Source organism: Ulvibacterium sp. (assembly GCF_965248315.1).
Classification (GTDB): Bacteria; Bacteroidota; Bacteroidia; order Flavobacteriales; family Flavobacteriaceae; genus Ulvibacterium.
Window position 1 is genome coordinate 740,796 of sequence record NZ_CBDFIX010000002.1, and the last position, 24,199, is coordinate 764,994.

Below are 24,199 nucleotides of genomic sequence, written 5' to 3' on the forward strand. Positions count from 1 at the left end.
CTTGTGATAAATCTGTCTGCCGACAGACAGACTTCTCATCCCGGTTTTGTTACATAAAAAAGCTAAAGTTTTTGCTGAGGCTTTTGGTTCCACTTCCTCCTTCGCAGCAAAGCTGATGGAAGAAAACGAGATACTCTTCAAGTTGAAGGAGATGGAATACGTTGAAAAATCGCCGATAAAATTGGTGAGATTACCGTCTCCGGAAATGGAGGTATGGTAAAACAATTGAAAGAGCTATTCTCTGTCAATAAATAGTGGAGGAATGCGTCAATGAAAGTTGGCGAATTTTCTTTTTTACCGCTCCCAATGTTCCCAACGAAATAAGGAAATAGACCCAACGTAAAATTTATTCCTGACTTATTGCGTTATATGGGTATCTTTCTAGAAAAAGATACGAATGTTCGCAAAGAAGTGTTTATTTAGCATTTATTTCATACTCCTTATCTCTCCAATCCTTTGCCTCGGGCAATATGAAGTAATTCTCGATTCCACCTCCTTTGATCAGCGCATAGAAAGGCAGCCGCTTACCTTAAAAAAATTAGCAATTCCGGCTGGGCTCACAGTTACCGCATTGCTAATGACCAACGGTGATTTTGAGCAGGAATTACAACCTAAGGTCAATCGTAACCTAAGAACGAATATCGATGATTACACCAGGTTTGCACCCCTGGCCGTGATGTATATCTCTGACGGTTTGGGCGCAAAAGCTGAGAACCATTGGTTTGACCAAACAAAGAATGCAGGACTGTCCTTACTGCTTACCCAGGCAATTACCACTGGCCTAAAGATAAATATCGATAAGGAAAGACCTAATGGCTCAAATGAGGAAGCGTTCCCCTCAGGGCATACCTCTCTGGCTTTTGCAAGTGCAACCGTGCTCTATGAGGAATTCAAAAATACCGAACCCATTTTAGCCTATTCCGGTTATGCCTTTGCTATAAGTACGGCGTACCTACGTATGGCTAAGAATAAACATTGGCTTTCAGATGTAATCCTGGGCTCCGCCCTGGGCATTGCAGTGACCAAGCTAGTCTACCACTTCGACTATCTTTTCTCTTGGAATCCTTTCAAGAAATCAGATAGGCTGCTGATCGCCCCAACTGTGAATCAGGAAGGGGCCGGAGCATACCTTTCTTTTAGGTTTTGATCCTCCCAGAAAACGGCAATGGCCTTGAAAAAGGCATAATAAACCTGTTTGGCCAAACCTTATTAAACTACAAAAATTAAACTCTGGCTTAAGTGTTTGTGGTATTCGGTGCGCAACGTATTGCAACCAAATGTAAATGAGCGCGAAATAACTTAATGGTTTTCTTACCTATATCAACCTTCTATTTCTTTTTTTTGTCCTGCACGGAAAGAAAACCCGAAAGAACTAATAAACTTCTCCATAAGACAATTGCAATAAATACGATGGCAGCAACTACAAAGTACAATAAGTAGCTAAAGGATACAGTGGGTACTGACAATTTTAAATTCGGCATATGGCTCAAACCTAAGCGTGTTAAGGCGTAAAATAAGCTCTCGGGTTTGTTTTTTCGCCATTTCCTTAATTTTTGACAATGTAATTCAACAATGCAATATGCACTAATTCTTACTTATGTAAATATTTAACTATAATGTATCCTCATTCCACCAACCTTTCTCTATATTAAACCTATGTCTGTTTTTAGCATAATCCCTTATTTGGTTTATTTCATTATAAGAGATTGTTAATGGGTCTAAAATTTTATTTCCTATACCTGTACCTTTAACCTCTTTCAAAACATCGATTCTTTTTTTGACTTTAAGGAATCTAGGATACCAAGTACTATTAGGTTTATGTTGTCTTTTGACGGCTTTTTTATCAACTAATAACCTTTTTTTATGTTCCTTGAAATCAGGAAAATCATAACTAAATAATTCGACACCAAGCTCATAGATAGATTCCTTCAAATCAACATAAAAATCATTCAACCATTTTCTTCCAATGTTTTCAATAATAAAGTCATCGCTTGAAAACCGTAGTACTCTAAAAACCAAAATCCAATAATTCTCTTCGTCAGTTTTGGCCTTCAATAGAGCCTTGGGATATTCAAAATTAAACTGTTCTATCTGAAAATTATATGTCGTTATGGCTGCATTCATATTGAACAACATATTTGCCCAATTTTGGGTAGAGTCGCTTTGGTGATAGAAAAAAAAGTCCTTCGAAAATATCTTTGCGAATATGCATTCCAGTATTTTTTTCAGAGTTGAAAACATGGGTTGATCATAAATTTTTAGCTCTAAAGAATGATACTTAGAACAAAACCATTTTATAATGTCAATTATATCTAAAATTTTAACGCTCCTATTGTCAATTAATCTGTATAGACCATTAGAAATATTTTCTACATCTTCTTTCTGTAACTTAATTAAGCTTTCCTTTTTTTCATTGAACATGCTATTACCTTCTGCTCTTACTTGACTGAAGTTGAGAATTTCTGTATTTGTATTTTTCAAAACAACTTCTCTAAAACTTCCAGCAATTTCACTTACAAGTTTCCCTATTAAGAACTCTTGCATTGAAGGATGGTAGAACTGTATTTGCTCGACTATATCTGATCTAAATATTCTCAAAATACTGTCATCAAGCTCGTCAAATTCCAGTTTTATACTTGTTATTTTTGACAAGCCTAAGTCCTTGCAAATACTGTGGAAACTTTTATGAATATTGTTCTCGTCATTTGTCAAAGAACAAAGAACTGATAGAAGCGCGGCTTGCTTTACAGGTGATAAGCTTAAAAATACTACGGATAAATATGCGTCAGGCTGAGCTAAGTGATCTCTAAACTGTTTTAAAACACTTTCTCCCTCTTCTCGCTGGTCAATATTGCTAAAAAATGCTCTAACTGTTTCAGGAGAAAAGTTTTTGTTTTTAATTAAGTCATCTTCATTACTTAGAATCGACACCTTTTCATATCCAGAAAGCGGAGACAGGTTTGTGTATCTCTGAAGAATTGCCAATTTCTCTTGGTTATCATAACCATGGGATTCTACAATAATCTTTTCTAGAAGCTGTCGAGCTTCATCATTGCCTTGATTAACGAAAGCTCTAAAAATGTACTCTCGGCTAGTAAAAATGAACAAATGGGATTCGTCAGCCAGGTTAAAAATTCTTTCCAGTTTATCAAACCAATCTTCGGCTTTATGGGCCAACGAATATTTGCCAAATGAATCATCGCAAATAAAAATTTGCTTTCTTTTTTCATCGAAAGAATTTTCAATCTCTTCTGGGCGATCAATTACCAACGGTTGGAAGTCATTAAATAGGTAATAGTTCAGGGCAAGAATTTCTGCGTTAAATGTTTTACCGCTTTTTGGAGGACCTGATAAAATAATTGCAGGATACTTTTTTAATTTACTATTCGCGCTCTGAAAAAACCTAGTGTAGACAAACTTATCCCGTTGTTTGGCAAGACCATTTAACCAACCCTTGTTTCTTACCTTCAAACCTCGGTTAGCTACATCCATCATTAGTTTTTTAAAATCCGGATGAGAAATAATATTAGGATAAGACCATTTTAATGAATCATTTTTTTCAACACATGATTCGATATGATGATAGCTAATAATGCTAAAATTTTTACATGAAATATTGTTTTCGTCAACAAAATCATTAAAAATCCCTTGCAGCTCATCATACAAGCTCCCGTTAATAGTTTTATTGGTGACTAGAACATAGTTGTGATACTTCAACTCATTGTCGACAAACACTTTTTTTAATTCCTTTTTTAAATCAAAAGTAAGTTTCTGCAACAGTTTTGACGTCTCTAAATTTTTTGATTTGTGTTTAACCTGAAATAACCAATCTCCCCTCCAACTTGGGTTATATTGAACAGATGTTCCTGTGTAAACAATATCCCTTCCTTTGTCAGCGCCTCCATCTATAAACTGAACTCCATTGGACACCATAATTTGAAGTACCTTAAAGCAAAAAACTTCAAATTCTTGCCAATGTAAGTCGTCGAGGTTATATTTCATTCTTTGAACGATTTAGCTATAAAAGTAATACAGTGCTTTCGTATTGAAGAAAGTGAAGAAACAAAAGTCAGTAATGCCTTTATTAAGACAGCCGTACAGAAACCGTACATTTTACAAATCAAAAAATCCGCAACTTACTAATTAATAGCTTGTTACGGATTTTTAATGTGGTCCCACCTGGGCTCGAACCAGGGACCCCCTGATTATGAGTCAGGTGCTCTAACCAACTGAGCTATAGGACCGTTGTAGTATTTCAATATTTTTTCTTCAGCTACTGCTTTCCATATCCACTTTTTAGATATAGCTCTCCTCGTCTAGCGGCTGCTCTATCAGGAAAAGCCTCCTTATGAATTAACTTCCAAGGCTTGTACCCTTTAGTGCTTTTTGTTCTTCCTGCGTTGTGGCCCTTCAAGCGTTTTTCAACATCAGAACTCATTCCGACATACAGCCTTTGGTCTATCTCGCTTCGAAGAACATAAACAAACATTATTTCAAATCCTCTCGTAGGTGCTCCCTGCCGGCCTTCGGCCAGTAGGCGGGCGCCAGATAGGCAGGTAACCCCGTCCGAACGGTGAACTCGTTCATCCGGGCGGGCAACTGAGCCCCGCCTGCCATGCTGCCAAGCGGGCAGGTATAGAATCCGCAAATTGCGGATGCAATATTACTACTTATTTTTAAGGGTTGCAAGGTATTTTTATGGGCTAACCCGGGATATCCTGGCATAATTCCACCAAAACCCCATTGGAAGTCTTGGGATGTAAAAAAGCGACCAGTTTATTGTCCGCTCCCTTTTTTGGGGTTTCGTTCAAAACAATAAACCCCTCTTCCTTTAATCGCTCTATTTCAGAAACGATATCGCCCACGGCAAAGGCAATATGATGTATCCCTTCCCCCTTTTTTTCAATGAATTTGGTAATGGGACTGTTTTCGTTGGTTCCCTCCAACAGTTCAATTTTATTGGGCCCCGATTCAAAAAAGGAGGTCCGAACACCCTCCGAGGCCACTTCTTCCAGCTTATAGGCCGGTTTGCCAAAAAGTTTTTCGAAAAGTTCGTTGGAGTTGTCCAAATCCTTTACTGCTATACCAATATGCTCTATTTTGTCCATCATACTACAAATACTTTTGTTAAATGATTGCTTTTCTCGTTCTAGAGGCCAAAATTATGGGTTCTAAAGGTACCAAATGATGAGGAAAGTCATAAAAGGCCTACTTTTGCACCATGGAATCACAGCGTCAGAAAAAAATTGCAGGAATCATTCAAAAGGACATTGCCGATATCCTACAACGTGCGGCCAAGGATGGTGGGTTGAGCGGCATCCTAATTTCGGTAACCAAAGTGTCCGTTACGGCGGATCTTTCCATTGCTAAAGTATACTTGAGCATTTTTCCAAACACGGATTCCGAGGAATTGCTGGAAGGGATTAAATCCAACGAACCCTTGATCAAACATGAATTGGCCCAACGTACCCGCCATCAATTGCGACGAATTCCGGAGCTGCAATTTTTTATTGACGACTCCCTGGATTATATCGAGAACATTGACAAATCCCTTAAAAGTGGCAAAAATCCCATAGAAAATAGGGACTTATTGGATAAGCGCAAAAAATTGTAAGCTTGAACTTTCCGCTCTATATCGCTAAGCGCTACATACGTTCAAAAAGCAGCCAAAATGCGGTGAACATCATCAATTTCATTACTTTTTTTGTTATTGTCATCGGCTCCGCGGCCTTGTTTATAGTGCTTTCCGGTTTTGCGGGCTTAAAAACCTTTAGCCTTTCCTTCAGTGATACTTTTGATCCTGATTTAAAAGCGGTTCCCGCCTATGGGAAATTCTTTTCAATTTCTCCCGAACAGGAAAAGGCCTTGGGAGAAATCAATGGGATTGTAGCTTTCTCAAAAGAGTTGGAAGAGCAGGTACTTTTGACCCACAAGGAAAAATTCACCACGGCCTCCGTTAAGGGAGTGGATTCCAATTACACCAAAGTAACGGACGTGGACAGTACAGTCTATTATGGGGGGTGGGCCCTTGACCAACAACGGGGCGTGGCCGGAATAGGAATCGTGAATCTTTTGGGCGTGACTCCAAATCAGTTCAGGAACCCCATGGAAATCATTGCCTTTAAACCTGGAAAAGGGGGTATATCACAATCGAGACCAGAAAATCTGTACAATGCGCTACCTTTTCTCGTTAGCGGCACTTACAGTGTTGAAGAAAATCTGGACAAAAAATATGTATTTGCCGACCTTTCCTTGGCCCAAGCACTTTTCGAAAAGGACAGTACACAAATTTCAGGCGTTAATTTTAAATTGGACCTAAATGCCGACGTTGCTGTTCTACGTAAGAAAATCACTGAGGTTTTGGGCAATGGAATCGTTGTGAAGAACCGCCAGGAAATGCATACCACCCTTCACCGAATGCTTAATACAGAGAATTTGGCTACCTATCTCATCTTTACCTTGGTACTTATCATTGCACTTTTTAATGTAGTGGGCGCAATTATCATGATGATTTTGGACAAGCAACAAAATTCAAAGACCCTATTCAGTTTGGGGACTACCCTTAAGGAGCTTCGCAGCATCTATTTTGTACAAGGTGCCATCGTAACCGCGGCAGGCGGGTTTATCGGTGTGCTATTCGGGTCCCTTTTAATCTGGTCCCAGCTCCTCTTTGGATGGCTGAAAATTACGCCATCGCTGGCATACCCTGTAGAATATAATATGATGAACGTATTGGTGGTCTTGGCCACCATAGTGGTCTTGGGAATCATTGCCTCTAAAATTGCCAGCAGCCGAATTACCAAAAAGCTTATCTCACCTTAGTGGGCAAACTCAAAGTCGGCAAATTTTTCCAGTACTTCGTCAAATGCGGCAAAGACATCAGCGGAATCATCACTGGTCACCATTTTCATGCGATATTCCTTAAAATGGGGAATCCCTCTAAAATAATTTGTATAATGACGGCGGGTTTCAAAAACCCCCAATTTCTCCCCTTTCCAGTCTATGGCCATTTGCAAATGCCGACGAGCGGCATCCACACGCTCTTCCATAGTGGGCGGTAAGCGATGTGTTCCTGTTTTAAAGTAGTGTTTTACTTCCTTAAAGAACCATGGATAGCCTATACTGGCTCGCCCGATCATGGCCCCGTCCAGGCCAAATTCATCCCGCATACGTACTGCGGCTTCGGGAGAATCCACATCTCCATTGCCAAATACAGGGATATGCATTCGGGGATTGTTCTTCACTTCGGCAATAGGTCTCCAGTCCGCCTCGCCTTTATACATTTGTGCCCTGGTACGCCCATGAATGGCAATGGCCTGGCAACCTACATCCTGCAGGCGCTCCGCGACTTCAACTATTTTTATGGAATCATGGTCCCAGCCCAGACGGGTCTTTACGGTAACGGGAAGTTTCGTGTGCTGTACCATGGCCTTGGTAAGGGAGACCATTTTGTCAATATCCTTAAGAATGCCCGCCCCAGCACCTTTGCAAACCACTTTCTTTACCGGGCATCCAAAATTTATGTCGATAATATCCGGATTTGACTTTTCCACAATCTCAACGGATCGTAGCATGGAATCCAAATTGGCCCCAAAAATCTGTATGCCTACAGGGCGCTCTTTCTCGTAGATGTCCAACTTCATGACACTCTTGGCAGCATCACGAATCAAGCCTTCGGATGAAATAAATTCGGTATACACCACATCGGCTCCCTGCTCCTTGCACAGCGCACGAAAGGGCGGGTCGCTTACATCTTCCATGGGGGCAAGCAACAACGGGAAATCCGGTAACTGTGTGTCTCCTATTTTGGGCAAATCCTTTTAGTATTAGACGTGCAAAAATACGAAATACCAGGAATACTATATCCCTACCTACTTTGGGGCCAACCGATCTCGCTCCATTTTATCGATTTCCCTTTGGTTATCCTCCAACCTAAAATTTCCGAAGTTGATCGTAAGTCCCAAACGGATGTACTGCGTCTCGGGCCGTGCAAAATAACCATTGTCCTGATTCAAGTATCTGGAGGTAACTCTGCTATTGAACTTATTCAAAATATCATTGAACTGTACACTTAGCAACATTCTTTTTTCCCAAAATGATTTTCTAAGCCCCAAGGTTAGGAGCGTACTTTCATCCTGTTGATATGATCCTTGTAGAAACCCGGACAAATACGTGAGTCCCAATTCTCCCTTAAAAGTCCCATCCTTGGAAAGGGTAAGGTAGTTGGTAAGGTCTATATAGAAACCATCTACCTCATTCACCACAATTTGGTTGTCGCTTTCCAGGGCTACAAAGGTTTCATCTTCATGAAAAATTGAAATATAACTATACAGATACCACCCGTCCAATACGGATTTGCCATAGTTAAAATCAAATCCATAAGAGGTACTTTCCAATACATTTTGCGTTACATCCCTTAAGATCAAGTTTTCGTTGTCCTGAAAGCTCAACGTAGAAATGTAACGGCCATTGTCACGGTAATAGACATCAAAGAAAAACTCGTTCTTGAGTGTGTAGTTTACATTAAAATTATGGCTAAAGCTAGGTATCAATTCCGGGTTTCCTTCAATAAAATTATTTTCATTAATAAAATATCTAAAGGGATTCAAATCCTCATATCTTGGTCGGTTTACCTTTCGCGAGTAATCAAAGGCAAAACTGTGATTTTCATTCGCCGTGTACAGGACATACAGTGAGGGGAAAAGCTCAAAGTACTCCAAATTGTTGATTTCGGAAAGGGTACGCGAAAAACCGGAACTCTGGGTATGTTCTGCACGCAATCCGGATTTTACACTCCATTTTTCCCAATCTTTGGACAAATCCAAATAAGCCGCATATACCTTCTCATCATAGAGATAATTATCCGATAATCCAGTATTTGGCGTTGGGATAGTGTTTAAGATATCAAAGTATTCCTGGCCACTTTTGGAGTCGATAAAAGATCCTTTTATACCTGTCTCCAAATTAACGGTGCCCAAAGTGGAAGTCAAATCCGCTTGTGCGGTATAGATCTTTACAGTCTGTTCCGCATCGGTAAAGAAAGAGAATCTACGGATAAACTGTCCCTGAGGGTCAAAATAATCCGACTGTGCATCTTGGGTCCTGTCCAAACTAAACCGGGTATAATGACCATTCAGTTTAAAATTCCCATAATTTTTGAAATTATGGGTGTAGGTCAAATCCCCCGAAAAATTGTCCTGGTTTTCCAATAAATCACTTTGAGTGGTAAAGGTCGAATCCAAAACCTGGGCAGTGCTCCGTATTTCAGTACGTTGAAAATTATCAAAACTCTTATCCGGGGATTTTAAAAAAGACCCGGCAAAGCTTATCTCGTTCCGGGAATCAATGTTATAGTCCACATTTAGAAGTGCGTTATGTGTGGTAACCTCGGAGATTCGGTCAAAATCCGTGTCCCATCTAGAAAAAATACCATTGGAATCAATAAAATTAATCTGGTTTTCCAAGCCCTTGAAGTCTTTTCTGGGATTTATGGAATACGAGGTAAAGATGTTGAGTTTTTCCGTTTTGTAGAAATGGGATGTCCCTAGGGTATATTTAGGGAAAACTGCCTGTGTATAACTGCCATTGACATTCCCCTTATAGCCCAGGGATATGTTTTTGCTGGTCACAATATTAATGACCGGCCCACCCTCCGCATCATACCTTGCAGGAGGGTTATTGATAATTTCAACGGATTGTATATGCTGCCCCGGATAATTCTCCAATAGGTCTTTAAGTTCATCGGTAGCCAAACGAGACCTCCGGTCATTTATGTATACTACGGCCTGCTGATTGCGGACCTGGAGTTCCTCTTGTACCGTAATAACGCCCGGAGTCCGTTGTAGTACTTCCCAAGAGCTTCCTTGGGATACCACCGTGTTCTCAACATTAAAGACCAAACGATCCGCCTTGCGTTCGATTACCGGTTGTTTGGAAGTAACGACTACTTCCTGCAAAACTTCAACATTTTGATCAATAATCAGCGCTCCAATTTTAACGTCCCTTAAAACATCTATTCCTATGGCCCTGGAGGCGTTTCCGATATAACTTGCCTTTAGAAGGTACGTCCCGGGAGATACCTCGCTTAAGACAAATTGGCCTTTCTCATCTGCAGAAGTTCCCTTTAAAAGGGTAGAATCCGATGGTCGCAAAAGAAAAACATTGGCGTAGGACACCATTTGGCCATTCCCGTCCCTTACCGTTCCGGAAACGGAATGTACCTGCGCTATTAACGCAATAGGGCACAACAGAAACAATATCAGAAGAAGGAATACACGTCTCACTTAAAGTTTGGGTTGAATATCAAATCTACTAAAATATTGTACTCTACTTCACAAAAAACAGAATCTTTTGTACCCTTTGTAACTGGTATACAGCCTCTTTAATTAATGTAGACCGCATGAATCAAGCTGTATAAATTAAGCTATATTTGCATCTGCTTTGGGCTTGTTTTACCCATATGGATGAAAAAAGAAAAAGTATCTCTAAAATTCCCCGATTGCTTAGGGGCCCTCTTAAATGAAGCACATTAGAAACTTCTGTATCATTGCGCATATAGACCATGGCAAAAGCACTTTGGCGGATCGATTATTGGATTTTACAGGATCCGTAACCGAGCGCGAAAAAAAGGAGCAATTGCTGGACAATATGGATTTGGAGCGCGAACGTGGCATTACTATTAAAAGTCATGCCATTCAGATGGAATATACGTACGAAGGCGAAAACTACATTCTAAATTTGATAGACACCCCTGGCCATGTAGATTTTTCCTATGAAGTTTCTCGATCTATTGCGGCCTGTGAAGGGGCACTGTTGGTCGTAGATGCCGCCCAGAGCATTCAGGCCCAGACCATTAGCAATTTGTATTTGGCATTGGAGAACGATCTTGAAATTATTCCGGTTTTGAACAAGGTAGACCTTCCAAGTGCCAATCCGGAGGAAGTAACCGATGATATCGTAGACCTATTGGGTTGCAGGCCCGAAGAAGTAATTCCGGCAAGTGCCAAGACCGGAATTGGAATACGTGACATACTGGATGCGGTAATTGAACGTGTTCCGGCTCCGGAAGGAAATCCAAACGAACCCTTGCAAGCCTTGGTATTTGATTCGGTCTACAATCCTTTCAGAGGAGTGGAGACCTATTTTAGGATTATAAATGGTGAAATAAAAAAAGGACAAAAAATAAAGTTTGTTGCCACGGACAAGGATTATTTTGCCGATGAGATAGGAACCTTAAAGCTGACCCAACAGCCGAAACCAACTATAAAAACAGGTGATGTAGGCTATTTGATTACTGGCATAAAGGATGCCCGTGAGGTAAAAGTAGGCGATACCATTACGGATGCCGTTAACCCTACCCAAAATGCAATTGCAGGCTTTGAAGACGTAAAACCTATGGTCTTTGCGGGAATCTATCCCGTGGACACCGAGGACTTTGAGGAATTGCGCTCTTCCATGGAGAAATTGCAATTGAACGATGCCTCCCTGGTATTTGCCCCTGAGAGCAGTGCTGCCTTGGGATTTGGTTTTCGTTGCGGATTCTTGGGCATGCTCCATATGGAAATCATCCAGGAGCGTTTGGAACGTGAGTTTGATATGACCGTCATTACCACTGTGCCGAACGTAAGCTACCACGCTTTTACGACAAAGGACAGGGAAACCCCCATTATCGTAAACAACCCTTCAGATTTGCCAGATCCCTCCACTGTAGATCGGGTGGAGGAACCTTACATTAAAGCGACCATAATCACAAAGTCCGATTTTGTGGGCAATGTTATGAGCCTTTGTATAGAAAAACGGGGGCAAATTACCAATCAGACCTATTTGACCACCGAACGTGTTGAGTTAACCTTTGATATGCCTTTGGCCGAAATTGTGTTCGATTTTTATGATCGCCTAAAAACCGTTTCCAAAGGATATGCTTCGTTTGATTATGCTCCCATAGGTATGCGGGTCTCCAAATTGGTAAGAGTGGATATTCTCTTGAACGCCCAACCCGTAGATGCCCTATCCGCATTGATCCATTTTGACAATGCACAGCACATTGGAAAAAAAATGTGCGAAAAACTAAAGGAACTTATCCCAAGACAACAATTCGATATCCCTATACAGGCGGCCATAGGATCCAAAATTATCTCACGTGAAACCGTAAAGGCACTGCGAAAAGATGTTACCGCCAAATGTTATGGCGGTGATATTTCCCGAAAGCGAAAACTGTTGGAAAAACAGAAAAAAGGGAAAAAGCGCATGCGGCAGGTGGGCAATGTGGAAATTCCCCAGCAAGCGTTTATGGCCGTGCTAAAACTGAACGATTAGCCAATTACGCTTAACTTCAGGTTTCTCAATCATACAACAACTTAAGTGTTTTTGTCAACATTTAACATTGTGCGTTGCAATTTTTGCTTTGAATCCCTGTTTTTAATAAACAAAATTTAAATTCATGTTCCCCAATCATGACTACCTATATCGCACAGTTTACAGCAAAGCATCGCCTTATTCAAATAGAGCAGAATTCCATATTTACCTGGCGTCAGGAAGGTGGTGAAATAGACGAATCCTTGTTGGAGGACAAGATAAAACGGGAATCCTCTATACATTTCTATAGGATGGTTTCCGGGGGTAGTTATGAAATATCTTTTGAGGATATTTCGATTACCACTTGGAAAGTTCAGCCTTTCTCCGGATAAAAGTGACTCTCTTTTTTTATAACTTCATACCGCAAAATCATTGGTATGAAACTCCCGATAGTACTTGTTTTCCAAATGCTCCTCGTTATTGTCTTAAATGCCCAGGAGGCGCAAAAACCCGTCCAGCAGTGGACTACACATGAAATCACCTTAACATCGGAAGCGAGCTATACAAACCCGTATACGGAAGTAGAGGTGTGGGGTGTTTTTACCAATCAAAATAATGACTCCCTTAAAAGGCCAGCTTTTTGGGATGGGGGCAATACTTGGAAAATACGGTTCTCCCCACCTGATACCGATGTCGTTTGGCAGTGGAAATCATATACCTCTGACCAAATGGACAAGGGCCTGCATGGTAAAACGGGAAGCTTCGTTTCGGTTCCCTATACAGGGGATAACGGACTTTTGGAAAATGGACTTCTCAAAATGTCCAAGGGTTATCGTAATGTTGTCCACCAATCTGGAAAATCATTTTTAGTAGTGGCCGATACGCCTTGGGGCATTCCATTTAGGGCTACCAAAGAGCAGGTAGAGATCTTTGCCAAGGATAGACAGAAAAAGGGCTTCAATACAGCCCTTATGATGACGGTTCAACCCGACATGAAGGCTGAAGGGCCAGATGCGCGCAATACAGATCAAGGTTTTAAACGTGCGTTCCAAGATTTGTCCGAAGGTCATATCAATCAAATGAACCCAGATTACTTTCAGTATTATGACAGTCTTATACAAGTGCTCCTGGACCATGAAATAGTTCCCGTCTATCAGCCTGTTTTTCATGGCTTCGGTTGGAAGGGAAAACAGGTTTTGGGCACAAAAATAAATCCAGAGGAGTATGTACGCTATGTAAAATATTTATTGGCCCGCTATGGAAGCTATCCGGCTTTTTGGCTGATTGCCGGAGATCATGATGCAAACGACCCCGGAGTAAAGGAAAGTGGGGAAATGCTTCAGCTTTGGGATTGCTACCGGCAACCTACCGGTCTGCATTACAACCCGTGTGATGATTACATTGCCACATGGGCCAAAAATGATCCGGATAGGCATTGCATGCATTACAACAAGACCCATCAAGCGGAAGAGTGGCTGGATTTTCAATGGGCCCAAACCGGACACAACGATGAACACCTGTACCACAAAGTAGAACGCATGTACCAAAACCTCCCCATCAAGGCAGTGGCCAATGGAGAACCTACCTATGAGGGTATGAATGCAGGGCAAAACGGGCTAGCCTGGTGGCAAGGCGAAGAGGCCTGGATGCAGCTTATGCATGGGGGTACCATGGGCGTGGTTTATGGGGCGGCCAGTCTTTGGCAATGGAAAGTTACCCCCGACGAGGAAGGCTGGGAAGCTTGGACGGACCAACCCTTATCCTGGGAAGGGGCACTGAAATTAAAAGGTTCGGAATATGTTGGCTTGGTTGGAAAAATACTTCATGGGCTCAATATGACGGATATCCAAAAAAGATGGGATTTGGCCAACGGTAAACCTCTATTGGCCAAGGAGGGTCGGTTGTATATTTCTTATTTGAACGAGGGAGGGGAAATTCAAATTTCGAATATTCCCAATACCTTGAATTATAGATGGGTAAATCCTAAGACAGGAACTGTAAAGCTATTTGGCAAGGCTGCTAAGGCAACGTTCAAAGCACCTAGCAAAAATCCTTGGGTGCTTATCATTACTGAGAACTGACCGCAACAATACTTGGTTCAGCATCAAACTTTTTACCCAGATAAGCCAATTTGTATCCCTTTTTTACGTCGTTGAATTCTTCTTTGCTATAGGAAGATATAATTCGAAGATTGCCATCCGGTGTCTTTAAAAAAATAGGGACAATATGTTTATCTGCCTTTGTAATCTCTATAAGACCTTCATAATGCCCCTGGTCTTTAAGATCTATTTCTTGGATGGCCGGATATTCCCTGGCCGTTTCCATGAGTTTAATGAAATCATCGGTGTGCGAAAAAAGCCCTTCCTTGGGACTGCTCTCGGGATCGTTCATCTCGTCGGTATTTACCAAACGAAATGATCCATTCTCACCAAACTGTTTTTTGAATTTTTCAATGGCATATTTATTAATGTCGGAATTTCCAGTTAAAGCCATTAAATAACCCACATCGTTCAACTCGATGTTGTCCGTAAGCGTATCCGAAAAAATATCGGCAACCATAGCTTCAAGACCCGATTTTTTAGCTTTTTCTATATTAGTCTGGTTATTATCTATAAGCACCACATGCCTATTGTTTTTTTGTAGGTAGTTGGCAATGAGTCTGGAGAATTTAGATGATCCAATGATCAGGATACCTTCTGATTTCAGAAGAAAAACACCGGCCAGTTTGGCAAAAAGTCGCGCGGTGGTGGCATTGAGCAATACCGTTCCCAAAACAATCATAAACACTAGAGGTGTAATATATTCCGCTCCGGGTTCTCCACGAAAAATTAGTTTAGATCCAAAAAGGGAAGCGATACCGGCCGCTACGATTCCACGTGGCCCTACCCAACCGATGAACATCTTCTCATTTAATCGCAAATTGGATCCCAAAGTGCTCAAATAAACGCCTAAAGGTCTTATAACAAAAACGATGATCAAGAAAAGGGCCGCGGTTTTCCAGTTGTAGATCAGCTCCATATCGGAGATATTAATGTTCGCGGCTAACAGAATAAAGAGAATGGATATCAAAAGAACGCTCAAAGATTCCTTAAAATAAAGCAGTTCCTTTAAATTGGGAAGATCCATGTTTCCCATGACCATGCCCATGACCACTACGGCCAAAAGCCCGGATTCATGTGCAAAAATGTCCGATTCAACAAAAACCAAAAGCACCACGGACAAAGAGACAACGTTGAGTAAATAATGGGGAATAAAATTCTTCTTAATGGCAAAGGCCAGGCCATGGGCAAATGTAAATCCGAAGGTAAACCCAAAAAGGAGAATCTTTCCAAACTCCACCAACGCGGTTTTCGTAAATGCCTGTCCTTCACCTACACTTATAAACTCAAACACTAAAACGGCTACCAAGGCCCCAATGGGGTCTATCAAAATACCTTCCCACTTTAGAATGGCGGATAAATCCTTTTTTAAGGGAATATTCCTTAAAATCGGTGTAATAACTGTTGGTCCCGTAACAATGATCAATGAAGAGAACAAAAATGAAATTTGCCAACTCAGGTCAAAAATGTAATGCGCTGCCAGTCCCGCACCGAAAAAGGTGACGGTGGAACCCAACGTAATCAGTTTTGTGATTACGGGGCCTACATTTCTTATTTCGGAACGTTTTAAGGTCAACCCCCCTTCAAAAAGGATAATACTTATGGCCAATGAAACAAAATAATACAAGCCCTCACCGGGGAAAAGTCCATTTTTCCCGTTCCAAATAGGTTCAATGAGCTTAGTACCGTCTTCCGTAAATAACGTAGCGATAGGACCTACTAAAAGACCTATAAGAATCAAGGGAAGAATAGCTGGCAATTTTAGACGCCAAGCTACCCATTGGGCAATGATTCCTAGTATGATAATCCCTGCAAGTTCTAGCATTCAAACGGTTTTGGGCTAAAATACTAATTTATACGGCAGGAAACCCATAAACTTTATCGTCCAAAGTGGAATCTCTTATCCCATAACTAACCTTTCCATAAAGGAAAAAAGGCCCCCTCATCCCATATCTGGTTCACCAATACGCATTTATATAGTGATGCCATAATTCTAATCGGTATTTCTAGCATCCTATTATGCCGAAGTTTTCTATTTTTGGCATCACAAAAGCACAAACAGGAACAATTAAACTCAAAAGGTTGATCCAATCCTAAAAAGAAGGTCAGACAAAATGGTCAGGAAAATTTAGTTTAATGAGAATTTACCCCATAGAAACGGGAAACTTTAAATTGGATGGTGGTGCCATGTTCGGGGTTGTACCAAAATCACTTTGGAACAGGACCAACCCTGCCGATGGTAATAACATGATCGATATTGCAGCACGAAGCCTCTTGATCGAAGATCACAATCAATTGACTTTGATAGACACTGGCATGGGCAATAAGCAATCCGACAAATTTTTTAGTTACTATTATCGTTGGGGCGACCATAGCCTTGATAAATCCCTAAAAAAACTAGGGTTTCATAGAGACGACATTACCGATGTTTTTTTGACCCATCTTCATTTCGACCATTGTGGCGGATGTATTCAATGGAACAAGGACCGTACGGGCTATGAACCGTCTTTTAAAAATGCGGTTTATTGGACCAACAAAAGGCATTGGGAATGGGCCATAGCACCTAACGATAGGGAAAAGGCATCTTTTCTAAAAGAAAACCTTTTGCCAATGGAAGAAAGTGGTCAATTGCAATTTGTTCGGCATGATAAAAGTAAATTCACTTCCCGATCAGAGTTTGGTTTCGGCATCCTTTTTGTGGATGGGCATACGGAAAAGCAGATGATTCCACATATTAAGTACAAGGATAAAATTTTGATTTTTGCAGCGGACCTTATTCCCACGGTAGGCCATATCCCCTTACCCTACATCATGGGCTATGATACTAGGCCCTTATTAACATTAAAGGAAAAGAAAAGCGTTTTGGAAACGGCCGCGGAAATGGGCTATTATTTGTTCTTTGAACATGATGCGCACAATGAAATTTGTACCTTGCGTTCCACGGAAAAAGGGATACGGTTGGATAAAATATATACGTTTGATGACGTTTTTGAATAAGGAGGGTTTTTCGATTTTATGGAGCCGTTTTTGCATATGGCGCGCATGGATTCAAAAACAAGGATTTTACAACGTAAAATAAAAGATAAAGTACACTAACTTAAATTAAATATATGACTATTAATTTTTCAAAATCCATTTTAGGGTTTTCACTGGCAACCTTAATTATGGGCTGTGGCGCCACCAATATGGTATCCACGCCGATCGAAAATATAGATACCATACCTCTTAAGATTTCGGAGCTTTCCGAACAGGAAAAAAAGACTTGGGGCCATGCAGATCTTGTCACGGATACCATTCCGGGCATGAGTGTGGACAAAGCTTATGAAGAAATCATCAGAAATAAGAAAGGGAAGACGGTAATTGTGGCCGTTGTGGACTCGGGAATGGATTTAAAGCATGAGGATCTGGATGATGTTCTTTGGGTGAACACGGGTGAAAGACCGGGAAATGGCAAAGATGACGATAACAATGGCTATATAGACGATATTCACGGATATAACTTTTTAGGTGAATCCTATGATGAACAATTGGAGTTTGCCCGTATCCTCAGGCTCAAAATTGGTGGCCCCGATCTACAGGCCAAAGCCAAAACCAAATTGGATGGGGAATACCAAGAAGCCTTGGGAAACAAACAGCGCTATGAACAGATTTTCCAGGCAGTGAAAAACTCCGATGAGGCCATAAAAAAACATTTGAACAAAAGCACCTATACAAAAAAGGATGTTGTAGCCATAAAAACAGAAGACGAGACCCTAAAACAAAGTGTGGGCATCCTTATGCAAATGTTTAATTATGGGGATAGTATCCCAGATGTAATGGAAGAGTTACAGGACGGCATAAAGCATTTTACAGATCAGGTAAATCATAACCTAAACAAGGATTTTAACGGAAGAGTAGTAGTAGGTGATAATCCATACAACATTAATGATCGTGGCTATGGAAATGGAAATCCACAAAATAGGGCGGAAGATGAAAGCCATGGTACCCATGTGGCCGGAATCATTGCAGCGGAACGCAACAATGGAAAAGGGGTAAACGGGGTAGCCAACAATGTACAGCTCATGAGTGTTAGGGCCGTGCCCAATGGTGATGAGTACGACAAGGATATTGCCTTGGCCATACGGTATGCTGTGGATAACGGGGCCAAAATCATAAATGCCAGTTTTGGAAAGTCTTTTTCACCAAAGGTCGACTGGGTATATGACGCCATAAAATATGCAGCACAAAACGACGTGCTGATCGTACATGCCGCGGGCAACGACGGTGCCGATTTGGATAACCCAAGCAATCCTAACTATCCCAATGATCAAATCGGGAATGGCCCCGAAATGGCGGATAATATGATTACGGTGGGTGCACTGAATCCCGAATACGGTTCAGAAATGGTGGCTTCTTTTTCCAATTATGGCAAAAGCAATGTAGACATTTTTGCCCCAGGAGGTAAAATATACTCTACCATGCCAAACAACGAGTATGATTTCAACGGGGGTACTTCAATGGCCGCTCCCGCCGTGGCAGGTATTGCAGCTTTGATTCGGTCCAGATATCCGAAATTGAAGGCCGGTCAAGTAAAAAATATCATTCTGGAGTCCGGCCTTCCCGTAAAAACAGCTGTAATTCTTGGTGGAGATAATGAGAAATCGGGCAAACTGGAGGAAATTTCAACCTCAGGAAAAATTGCGAACGCCTACAATGCCTTAATTATGGCCGAAGGGGTTTCCAAGGGAAAAATTAATCTATGAGACGACCAGTGAATAAAAAGGAGCGGCTGATTGGTTTACTTTTCTTTCTAATTCTTCCCGGAAGTTTTGCACTCGCTCAGAATTCGTCATGCTATTGGCAGCAGCATGTGGATTATGCCATGGATGTGGCTATGGACGTGGAAAACTACCAATATTCCGGCACCCAAAAACTGGTGTACACCAATAATTCTCCCGATACCCTAAATAGGGTTTACTACCATTTATATTTCAATGCTTTTCAGCCAGGAAGTGAAATGGATATACGTCTTCAAAACATCAAAGATCCAGATGGTAGAATGACCACAACAGATAAAAAAAGCCGTATTGCAACGCTTTCCGAAAGTGAAATGGGTTATTTACACGCGGTATCGTTAAAGCAGGATGGGGCCGAGGTAGGGCATAAAGAGGAAGGGACTATTTTGGAGGTAGATTTGGTCAAACCTGTCTTCCCGGGTAAGAAGACGACTTTTGAAATGGAATTCGAAGGTCAGATTCCCGTCATGATTCGACGTGCGGGAAGAAATAGTAAAGAGGGTGTGGCCCTCTCCATGAGCCAATGGTATCCCAAAATGGCGGAGTACGATTTTGAAGGCTGGCACGCCGATCCATACATCTCACGGGAGTTTCATGGGGTTTGGGGCGATTTTGATGTTAAACTGACCATCGATAAGGACTTCGTAGTAGGGGGAACAGGATATTTACAGAATCCCCAGGAAATAGGCCATGGTTATGAAGCGCCCGGCACAAAGGTGCACAGAACAAAAGGCAAAACACTTACTTGGCATTTTAAGGCACCCATGGTCCATGATTTTACCTGGGCGGCCGATCCAGATTATATTCATGACATCCTCCCAATGGAAAATGGGCCAACGCTGCATTTCCTTTACAAAAATGATAATGAAATCCTCGAAAATTGGAAAAAGCTACAGTCCAAAACTGCAGAGGCCATGGATTTTTACAATAAAAATATCGGGGCATATCCCTACAATCAGTATTCCGTAGTACAAGGTGGTGATGGAGGTATGGAATATGCCATGTGCACCTTAATAACGGGGAAACGTGCATTTGGAAGCCTGGTAGGGGTTATGACACATGAGTTGGCACATTCCTGGTTTCAACATGCATTGGCCACAAATGAGTCCAAATACGAGTGGATGGACGAGGGCTTTACCACTTTTATTTCAACCTTGTGCATGAATGAAATCTTGGGCCCAAAAAAAGAAAATCCGCTTCAAGACTCATATAACGGATATTACGGCTTGGCCCTGTCCGGTAAGGAGCAACCACAGACTACCCATGCCGACCGATATGACATTAACTATGCTTATGGCATTTCTGCCTACAGTAAGGGCTCCGTATTCTTGTCCCAATTGGGGTATATTATCGGACAGGATAAATTGATGGAAACGATTCGAAGATTTTATACTGATTTTAAATTTAAGCATCCGTTTCCCAATGATATCAAAAGAACAGCCGAAAAAGTATCGGGTATAGAACTAGATTGGTATTTAACAGACTGGACGCAAACAACGAATACCATCGACTATGGCATAAAAGGTGTAACCGAGGAGGATGGAAAGGCCAAAATAATTCTGGAGCGCATCGGCAATATGCCTATGCCTTTGGATATTCTAGTCGTGTATACAGACGAAACACAAGAAACATTCTATGCCCCTCTTAGAATCATGCGGGGTGAAAAAGAAAATCCCTATGCCCATCTGAATCGAAACGTTCTCCCAGATTGGCCTTGGGCCTTTCCGACCTATGAATTCACCATCGACAAGCCAATCTCTTCTATCAAGGGAGTTATGATAGACCCATCACAATTGATGGCGGATGTAAATGGCGAAAACAATGTTTGGACGGCCGATGCCCCCTAGAATAAATGCATAGCCTTGACCTGAAGCATGGGATAGTACAAAGTTTTGATGCTATCCCATAGTTTTATACCACCATTCGTTCCTGTAGATTTCATTTTTAGCCGTGCGCTCCCTGTTCTGCATAAGAATACGGTTTTTGTCCAATGTCCTATTGCGATATCCTAGAAGATGAAAAAAGGGTTTGGTCAAAAATTTAGCTACTTTAAGGTTTACCAGAAGAATTTGTTTTTGTTCATCTTTCCAAGAAATACCGGGTAAGTAGGTCAAAAATGCCTGCATCTGTATTCTTCGCAAAAAGGCGGACCAGGCCATGGCCCATTTTGGAATCTTACGGATAAGAAAAAAGCCTTCCTCCCCCTGTTCCTGATAAAGGGGCATAAAAACAATAGTATCCTTAATAGCCTTTAATTCCCGTTCCCCTTCCTTGGCCAAAAGTGTTCCTTTGGGCACTTCTTCAAAGCTTTGAAACCCCTTTTTCATGTGAAATCCATTCGCTTTACGTATGGCATGTCGATGTATTACCTCATAAAAATCCGTGTTGTTTCGAGCACTTTTTTGTAATTGCCTAAAATGCTCCTCGAAATCCGGTACAGCATCCCTATGTAAGGACCCACTGAATACCAAGGAAAGCCAAAGAAAGGAAATACTGTTTTTTATGGCATTCAACTCGTTGTGTTGCCCTGATTCAAAACCCAACGAAACATAGCCTTTTTCATTGATATAGCTCAGAAGGGGGCCTTCCAAATATTCCTCTATACCCAGGATAATCGGAACTGGAAAAAGTCTCGAAAACTTTCTGTTAATCAGGGCATCATTGATAGTAATGAAGGGAAGGGTCTTACTAGAGGTGGTATGGAGGTCCACAAAATAAAAGGGAGGGGTCTTGGCAAGGAGAATATCGGAAACTACCTCCAATACCTTTAAGAGCTCCTTCTCCTCGATTGTCCGTTCCGCTTTCTGTTTTTGCTGAATCTTAAGGATTTTAGATTTGATCCACATTCGGTTCAAATCGCTCTCAATGTATCGTTTTTCACTAAGCAACGCTGGAATATTGCCCCGGATACCAAACAAATTGCCCTTGATGCGGAACGATTCCTTATCCAATTTTTGGAAAACATGCTCCAGTGCAAGAACTCCGGAATGTTCATTACCATGTATACCACCAAAAAATAAAAGAGTAGGTCCTTTTTCCTCTCCTTCAATATGGCCAATAATCCTTTTTGTCTTAATATTATGTTCCGGTTTAAGGACTTGAATCATTGATTATAAATCATTGGATGTTATAATACCGATTAATTTTTTGCCCTTAACCACGGGTAGGCAATTAATTTGGTTGGATTTGATCGTTTTTTTTGCCTCCTTTAGCGGGGTATCCGCAGTGGTCGTAATCAAATCGCGCTCCATAATACTTTCTATCCGTTCTTCAAGTTTCTCCGGCTCATCAAGAAAGTGTCCCACATCTGTCCAGGTCAACAATCCACATATATCCATATTCGGATCTAAAATCGGGACGTGGTGAATATTCTTCCATTGCATCATTCGAAGCACCAGCTCAGCACTATCGCTCTGTTGGGCGGTGATTATCTTGGTACTCATAATATCCCCAACTGTCCTATTTTTCTTTCGGGTTCTATATTCATCTCCACGAGGAAGTTGCCACGCATCAATGTCGTATCCTTTCTCTTGCCGTTCGTACATGGTGGCCGTTAGTATCTTTAGGGCATCGGGAGTCTTATAATCTTTCTTCAATTTTCGAAATCCCTCTACCATCCATCGGGAACCATTTTTGGAGCGTATCCTCCTTTCGATTACGGAAAGGTAACGCTCCGCGTCCGCAGGTTCAACTTTCATACTGTAAAGTCCCCTAAAAGCCATGGGCAATAGGTGATCCAATAACAGGTCATGACTAGATATCCGCTCCCCGTCCCAATAAAACTGAGCGGCCATTCCATATCGGGCAGCATTGAAAAAATTGCCCTTTACATCCTTAAAGTCCATCTTGGTGTGAATATCATCAAATGTCTTAGGCCTTCCCATCATTAGTCCCGCCCAGAGCATCATATTGGCGATTTCATCTTCTGTGGTAGGTCCGGACGGTAAATATCTATTCTCAATACGGATGTGCGGTAATCCCTCATTGGTGCCATAACATAATCGGTTCCATTTATAAACCGTGCCATTATGCAACTTTAGAGCCCTAAGTCTGGGCACTTCGCCGGCCTCGATCTCGGCAAGACTATCGGACTCAAAGGAGGTGGTCAAAAGACTTCTAAATCGGATGACAGAGTCCTTAAAAAAGTCGGCAACGGAACCCTTGGCCCAGTCGTTTCCAAAACCTACTCTAGCCTCCTTTTCGTTTAAGATAAATGTACTGGCCCTCGTATCCACGCTCTGGGCAAAAAGTGCAATCCGGGTCTCCTCCCAAAGCTCTCGGCCCATTAGCAATGGGGAATTGGTGCAAATGGACAGCACCGGACCTGCAATGGCCTGCGCCCAATTGTATGTGTTCGCAAAATCGTCAGGGTCTATCTGCAAATGAGCCTGAAAACTGGTATTGCACCCTTCATAAAGTATGGAATCGTGCTTGAGGTTCAGTTCATCCACCCCTTTGATATGAAGTTCTATATCGTCATTGCGAATGTCCTTTATGGCCTCATTGAGCACCTTATATCTTTTTAGGGGGGTCATATACTCCAGCTGAAGATGTTGGGTTTCAATAGTGGGTAAAATGCCGGTCAGCATCACTTTGTTACCGTACTTTTCCGCAACCGTTTTAACCTTTTCCAAATGTGTCTTCAGATTTTGATGTAGCTCGGAAAAACAGGCGCCCTTTAGTTCCAAGGGGTCTAAATTTATTTCCAGATTGTATAGGGCGAGTTCAGAAGTAAAATAGTTGTTGTCCAGTTCTTTTAATATTTCCAGGGCTTTATCGGACGGCTCCCAATGCTTGTTGACCAAACAAAATTCCTGTTCAACGCCTATTCGGGTTACGTTTTTTTCAAAGGAGTTATTTTCCAAAAGCTTCTCCAAAGCATGAATATCCTTTATCAATTGATTTATGTACTGAATTTTATCGGGGTTTCCCAATAATTTTTCTACCTGTAATTCTCCCATTAGTATATATTTTAGGCGTGCAACATAGCCGCACAAATAAGTAAAAGTAGTACAATATAAGACCCTTTCC

Annotated in this window: 17 protein-coding genes, 1 tRNA gene and 1 pseudogene; 10 read left to right on the plus strand and 9 right to left on the minus strand. The window is 41.5% G+C overall.

From position 1 onward, the window contains the following. Positions 1-106: 106 nt before the first annotated feature. Together ACP2AF_RS04685 and ACP2AF_RS04690 are read left to right on the plus strand one after the other, a co-directional pair. Positions 107-255: pseudogene (locus ACP2AF_RS04685) on the plus strand (slipin family protein); the annotation flags it as partial. Positions 256-397: 142 nt separating this feature from the next. After that, positions 398-1,147: a phosphatase PAP2 family protein gene (locus ACP2AF_RS04690; RefSeq protein WP_425235084.1), complete on the plus strand. Its 750-nt coding sequence runs from the start codon at positions 398-400 to the stop codon at positions 1,145-1,147. A 464-nt stretch (positions 1,148-1,611) separates the two neighbouring features. On the opposite strand, the gene ACP2AF_RS04695 is transcribed toward ACP2AF_RS04690, so the two are convergent. The 4 genes from ACP2AF_RS04695 to mce form a co-directional block, all read right to left on the minus strand. Next, entirely contained in the window at positions 1,612-4,002 is a 2,391-nt protein-coding gene (locus tag ACP2AF_RS04695) for a hypothetical protein (RefSeq protein WP_425235085.1), read from the minus strand. A gap of 168 nt (positions 4,003-4,170) precedes the next feature. Further along, positions 4,171-4,244: transfer RNA gene (locus ACP2AF_RS04700), tRNA-Ile, on the minus strand. Between the two features lie 29 nt (positions 4,245-4,273). After that, complete coding sequence (locus ACP2AF_RS04705) at positions 4,274-4,489, minus strand: GIY-YIG nuclease family protein (RefSeq protein ID WP_425235086.1); 216 nt, start codon at positions 4,487-4,489, stop codon at positions 4,274-4,276. Between the two features lie 214 nt (positions 4,490-4,703). Next, positions 4,704-5,108, minus strand: a complete 405-nt coding sequence (gene mce / locus ACP2AF_RS04710; RefSeq protein WP_425238006.1) for a methylmalonyl-CoA epimerase — start codon at positions 5,106-5,108, stop codon at positions 4,704-4,706. Positions 5,109-5,221: 113 nt separating this feature from the next. On the opposite strand from mce, the gene rbfA reads away from it, so the two are divergent. Further along, positions 5,222-5,614: a 30S ribosome-binding factor RbfA gene (gene rbfA / locus ACP2AF_RS04715; protein WP_425235087.1), complete on the plus strand. Its 393-nt coding sequence runs from the start codon at positions 5,222-5,224 to the stop codon at positions 5,612-5,614. A 2-nt stretch (positions 5,615-5,616) separates the two neighbouring features. Continuing rightward, a complete protein-coding gene (locus ACP2AF_RS04720; protein WP_425235088.1) occupies positions 5,617-6,822 on the plus strand; it encodes an ABC transporter permease in 1,206 nt (401 codons plus the stop codon). Here ACP2AF_RS04720 and dusB read toward each other — a convergent pair. Together dusB and ACP2AF_RS04730 are read right to left on the minus strand one after the other, a co-directional pair. Further along, positions 6,819-7,814, minus strand: coding sequence for a tRNA dihydrouridine synthase DusB (gene dusB / locus ACP2AF_RS04725; protein ID WP_425235089.1), 996 nt, complete (start codon positions 7,812-7,814; stop codon positions 6,819-6,821). The two genes, ACP2AF_RS04720 and dusB, sit on opposite strands and share 4 nt — an antisense overlap. Positions 7,815-7,871: 57 nt before the next feature. Next, positions 7,872-10,283, minus strand: coding sequence for an outer membrane beta-barrel protein (locus ACP2AF_RS04730; RefSeq protein ID WP_425235090.1), 2,412 nt, complete (start codon positions 10,281-10,283; stop codon positions 7,872-7,874). A 235-nt stretch (positions 10,284-10,518) separates the two neighbouring features. Here ACP2AF_RS04730 and lepA point away from each other — a divergent pair, with 235 nt between their 5' ends. From lepA to ACP2AF_RS04745, 3 genes are all read left to right on the plus strand, one after another. Then, a complete protein-coding gene (lepA, locus tag ACP2AF_RS04735) occupies positions 10,519-12,315 on the plus strand; it encodes a translation elongation factor 4 (protein WP_425235091.1) in 1,797 nt (598 codons plus the stop codon). 137 nt (positions 12,316-12,452) lie between these two features. Further along, complete coding sequence (locus ACP2AF_RS04740; RefSeq protein ID WP_282160235.1) at positions 12,453-12,686, plus strand: GTP-binding protein LepA; 234 nt, start codon at positions 12,453-12,455, stop codon at positions 12,684-12,686. Between the two features lie 45 nt (positions 12,687-12,731). Continuing rightward, positions 12,732-14,375, plus strand: a complete 1,644-nt coding sequence (locus ACP2AF_RS04745; protein ID WP_425235092.1) for a DUF4038 domain-containing protein — start codon at positions 12,732-12,734, stop codon at positions 14,373-14,375. On the opposite strand, the gene ACP2AF_RS04750 is transcribed toward ACP2AF_RS04745, so the two are convergent. Beyond that, positions 14,362-16,218 (minus strand): cation:proton antiporter, encoded by a 1,857-nt coding sequence (locus tag ACP2AF_RS04750; protein ID WP_425235093.1) that lies wholly within the window; start codon positions 16,216-16,218, stop codon positions 14,362-14,364. The two genes, ACP2AF_RS04745 and ACP2AF_RS04750, sit on opposite strands and share 14 nt — an antisense overlap. Before the next feature lie 311 nt (positions 16,219-16,529). On the opposite strand from ACP2AF_RS04750, the gene ACP2AF_RS04755 reads away from it, so the two are divergent. The 3 genes from ACP2AF_RS04755 (at position 16,530) to ACP2AF_RS04765 (ending at position 21,015) form a co-directional block, all read left to right on the plus strand. Next, entirely contained in the window at positions 16,530-17,390 is an 861-nt protein-coding gene (locus ACP2AF_RS04755; protein WP_425235094.1) for an MBL fold metallo-hydrolase, read from the plus strand. Between the two features lie 113 nt (positions 17,391-17,503). After that, complete coding sequence (locus tag ACP2AF_RS04760) at positions 17,504-19,135, plus strand: S8 family peptidase (RefSeq protein ID WP_425235095.1); 1,632 nt, start codon at positions 17,504-17,506, stop codon at positions 19,133-19,135. After that, positions 19,132-21,015 (plus strand): M1 family metallopeptidase, encoded by a 1,884-nt coding sequence (locus tag ACP2AF_RS04765; RefSeq protein WP_425235096.1) that lies wholly within the window; start codon positions 19,132-19,134, stop codon positions 21,013-21,015. The genes ACP2AF_RS04760 and ACP2AF_RS04765 overlap by 4 nt, the downstream gene beginning before the upstream one ends. A 51-nt stretch (positions 21,016-21,066) precedes the next feature. On the opposite strand, the gene ACP2AF_RS04770 is transcribed toward ACP2AF_RS04765, so the two are convergent. Together ACP2AF_RS04770 and ACP2AF_RS04775 are read right to left on the minus strand one after the other, a co-directional pair. After that, positions 21,067-22,275 carry a succinylglutamate desuccinylase/aspartoacylase family protein gene (locus tag ACP2AF_RS04770; protein WP_425235097.1) on the minus strand — a complete coding sequence of 403 codons (1,209 nt, stop codon included), beginning with the start codon at positions 22,273-22,275 and terminating at the stop codon, positions 21,067-21,069. A 3-nt stretch (positions 22,276-22,278) separates the two neighbouring features. Continuing rightward, the gene (locus ACP2AF_RS04775) at positions 22,279-24,129 is read right to left on the minus strand and encodes a CBS domain-containing protein (protein WP_425235098.1); all 1,851 of its coding nucleotides are present in this window, start codon (positions 24,127-24,129) and stop codon (positions 22,279-22,281) included. Between the last annotated feature and the right edge of the window lie 70 nt (positions 24,130-24,199).

Coding starts and splice junctions, on each gene's coding strand:
- rbfA (WP_425235087.1), top strand. CDS start 5,222: ATGGAATCACAGCGTCAGAAAAAAATTGCAGGAATCATTCAAAAGGAC.
- ACP2AF_RS04690 (WP_425235084.1), top strand. CDS start 398: ATGTTCGCAAAGAAGTGTTTATTTAGCATTTATTTCATACTCCTTATC.
- ACP2AF_RS04755 (WP_425235094.1), top strand. CDS start 16,530: ATGAGAATTTACCCCATAGAAACGGGAAACTTTAAATTGGATGGTGGT.
- ACP2AF_RS04750 (WP_425235093.1), bottom strand. CDS start 16,218: ATGCTAGAACTTGCAGGGATTATCATACTAGGAATCATTGCCCAATGG.
- ACP2AF_RS04775 (WP_425235098.1), bottom strand. CDS start 24,129: ATGGGAGAATTACAGGTAGAAAAATTATTGGGAAACCCCGATAAAATT.
- ACP2AF_RS04760 (WP_425235095.1), top strand. CDS start 17,504: ATGACTATTAATTTTTCAAAATCCATTTTAGGGTTTTCACTGGCAACC.
- ACP2AF_RS04765 (WP_425235096.1), top strand. CDS start 19,132: ATGAGACGACCAGTGAATAAAAAGGAGCGGCTGATTGGTTTACTTTTC.
- mce (WP_425238006.1), bottom strand. CDS start 5,108: ATGGACAAAATAGAGCATATTGGTATAGCAGTAAAGGATTTGGACAAC.
- ACP2AF_RS04695 (WP_425235085.1), bottom strand. CDS start 4,002: ATGAAATATAACCTCGACGACTTACATTGGCAAGAATTTGAAGTTTTT.
- ACP2AF_RS04740 (WP_282160235.1), top strand. CDS start 12,453: ATGACTACCTATATCGCACAGTTTACAGCAAAGCATCGCCTTATTCAA.
- ACP2AF_RS04705 (WP_425235086.1), bottom strand. CDS start 4,489: ATGTTTGTTTATGTTCTTCGAAGCGAGATAGACCAAAGGCTGTATGTC.
- ACP2AF_RS04770 (WP_425235097.1), bottom strand. CDS start 22,275: ATGATTCAAGTCCTTAAACCGGAACATAATATTAAGACAAAAAGGATT.
- ACP2AF_RS04745 (WP_425235092.1), top strand. CDS start 12,732: ATGAAACTCCCGATAGTACTTGTTTTCCAAATGCTCCTCGTTATTGTC.
- lepA (WP_425235091.1), top strand. CDS start 10,519: ATGAAGCACATTAGAAACTTCTGTATCATTGCGCATATAGACCATGGC.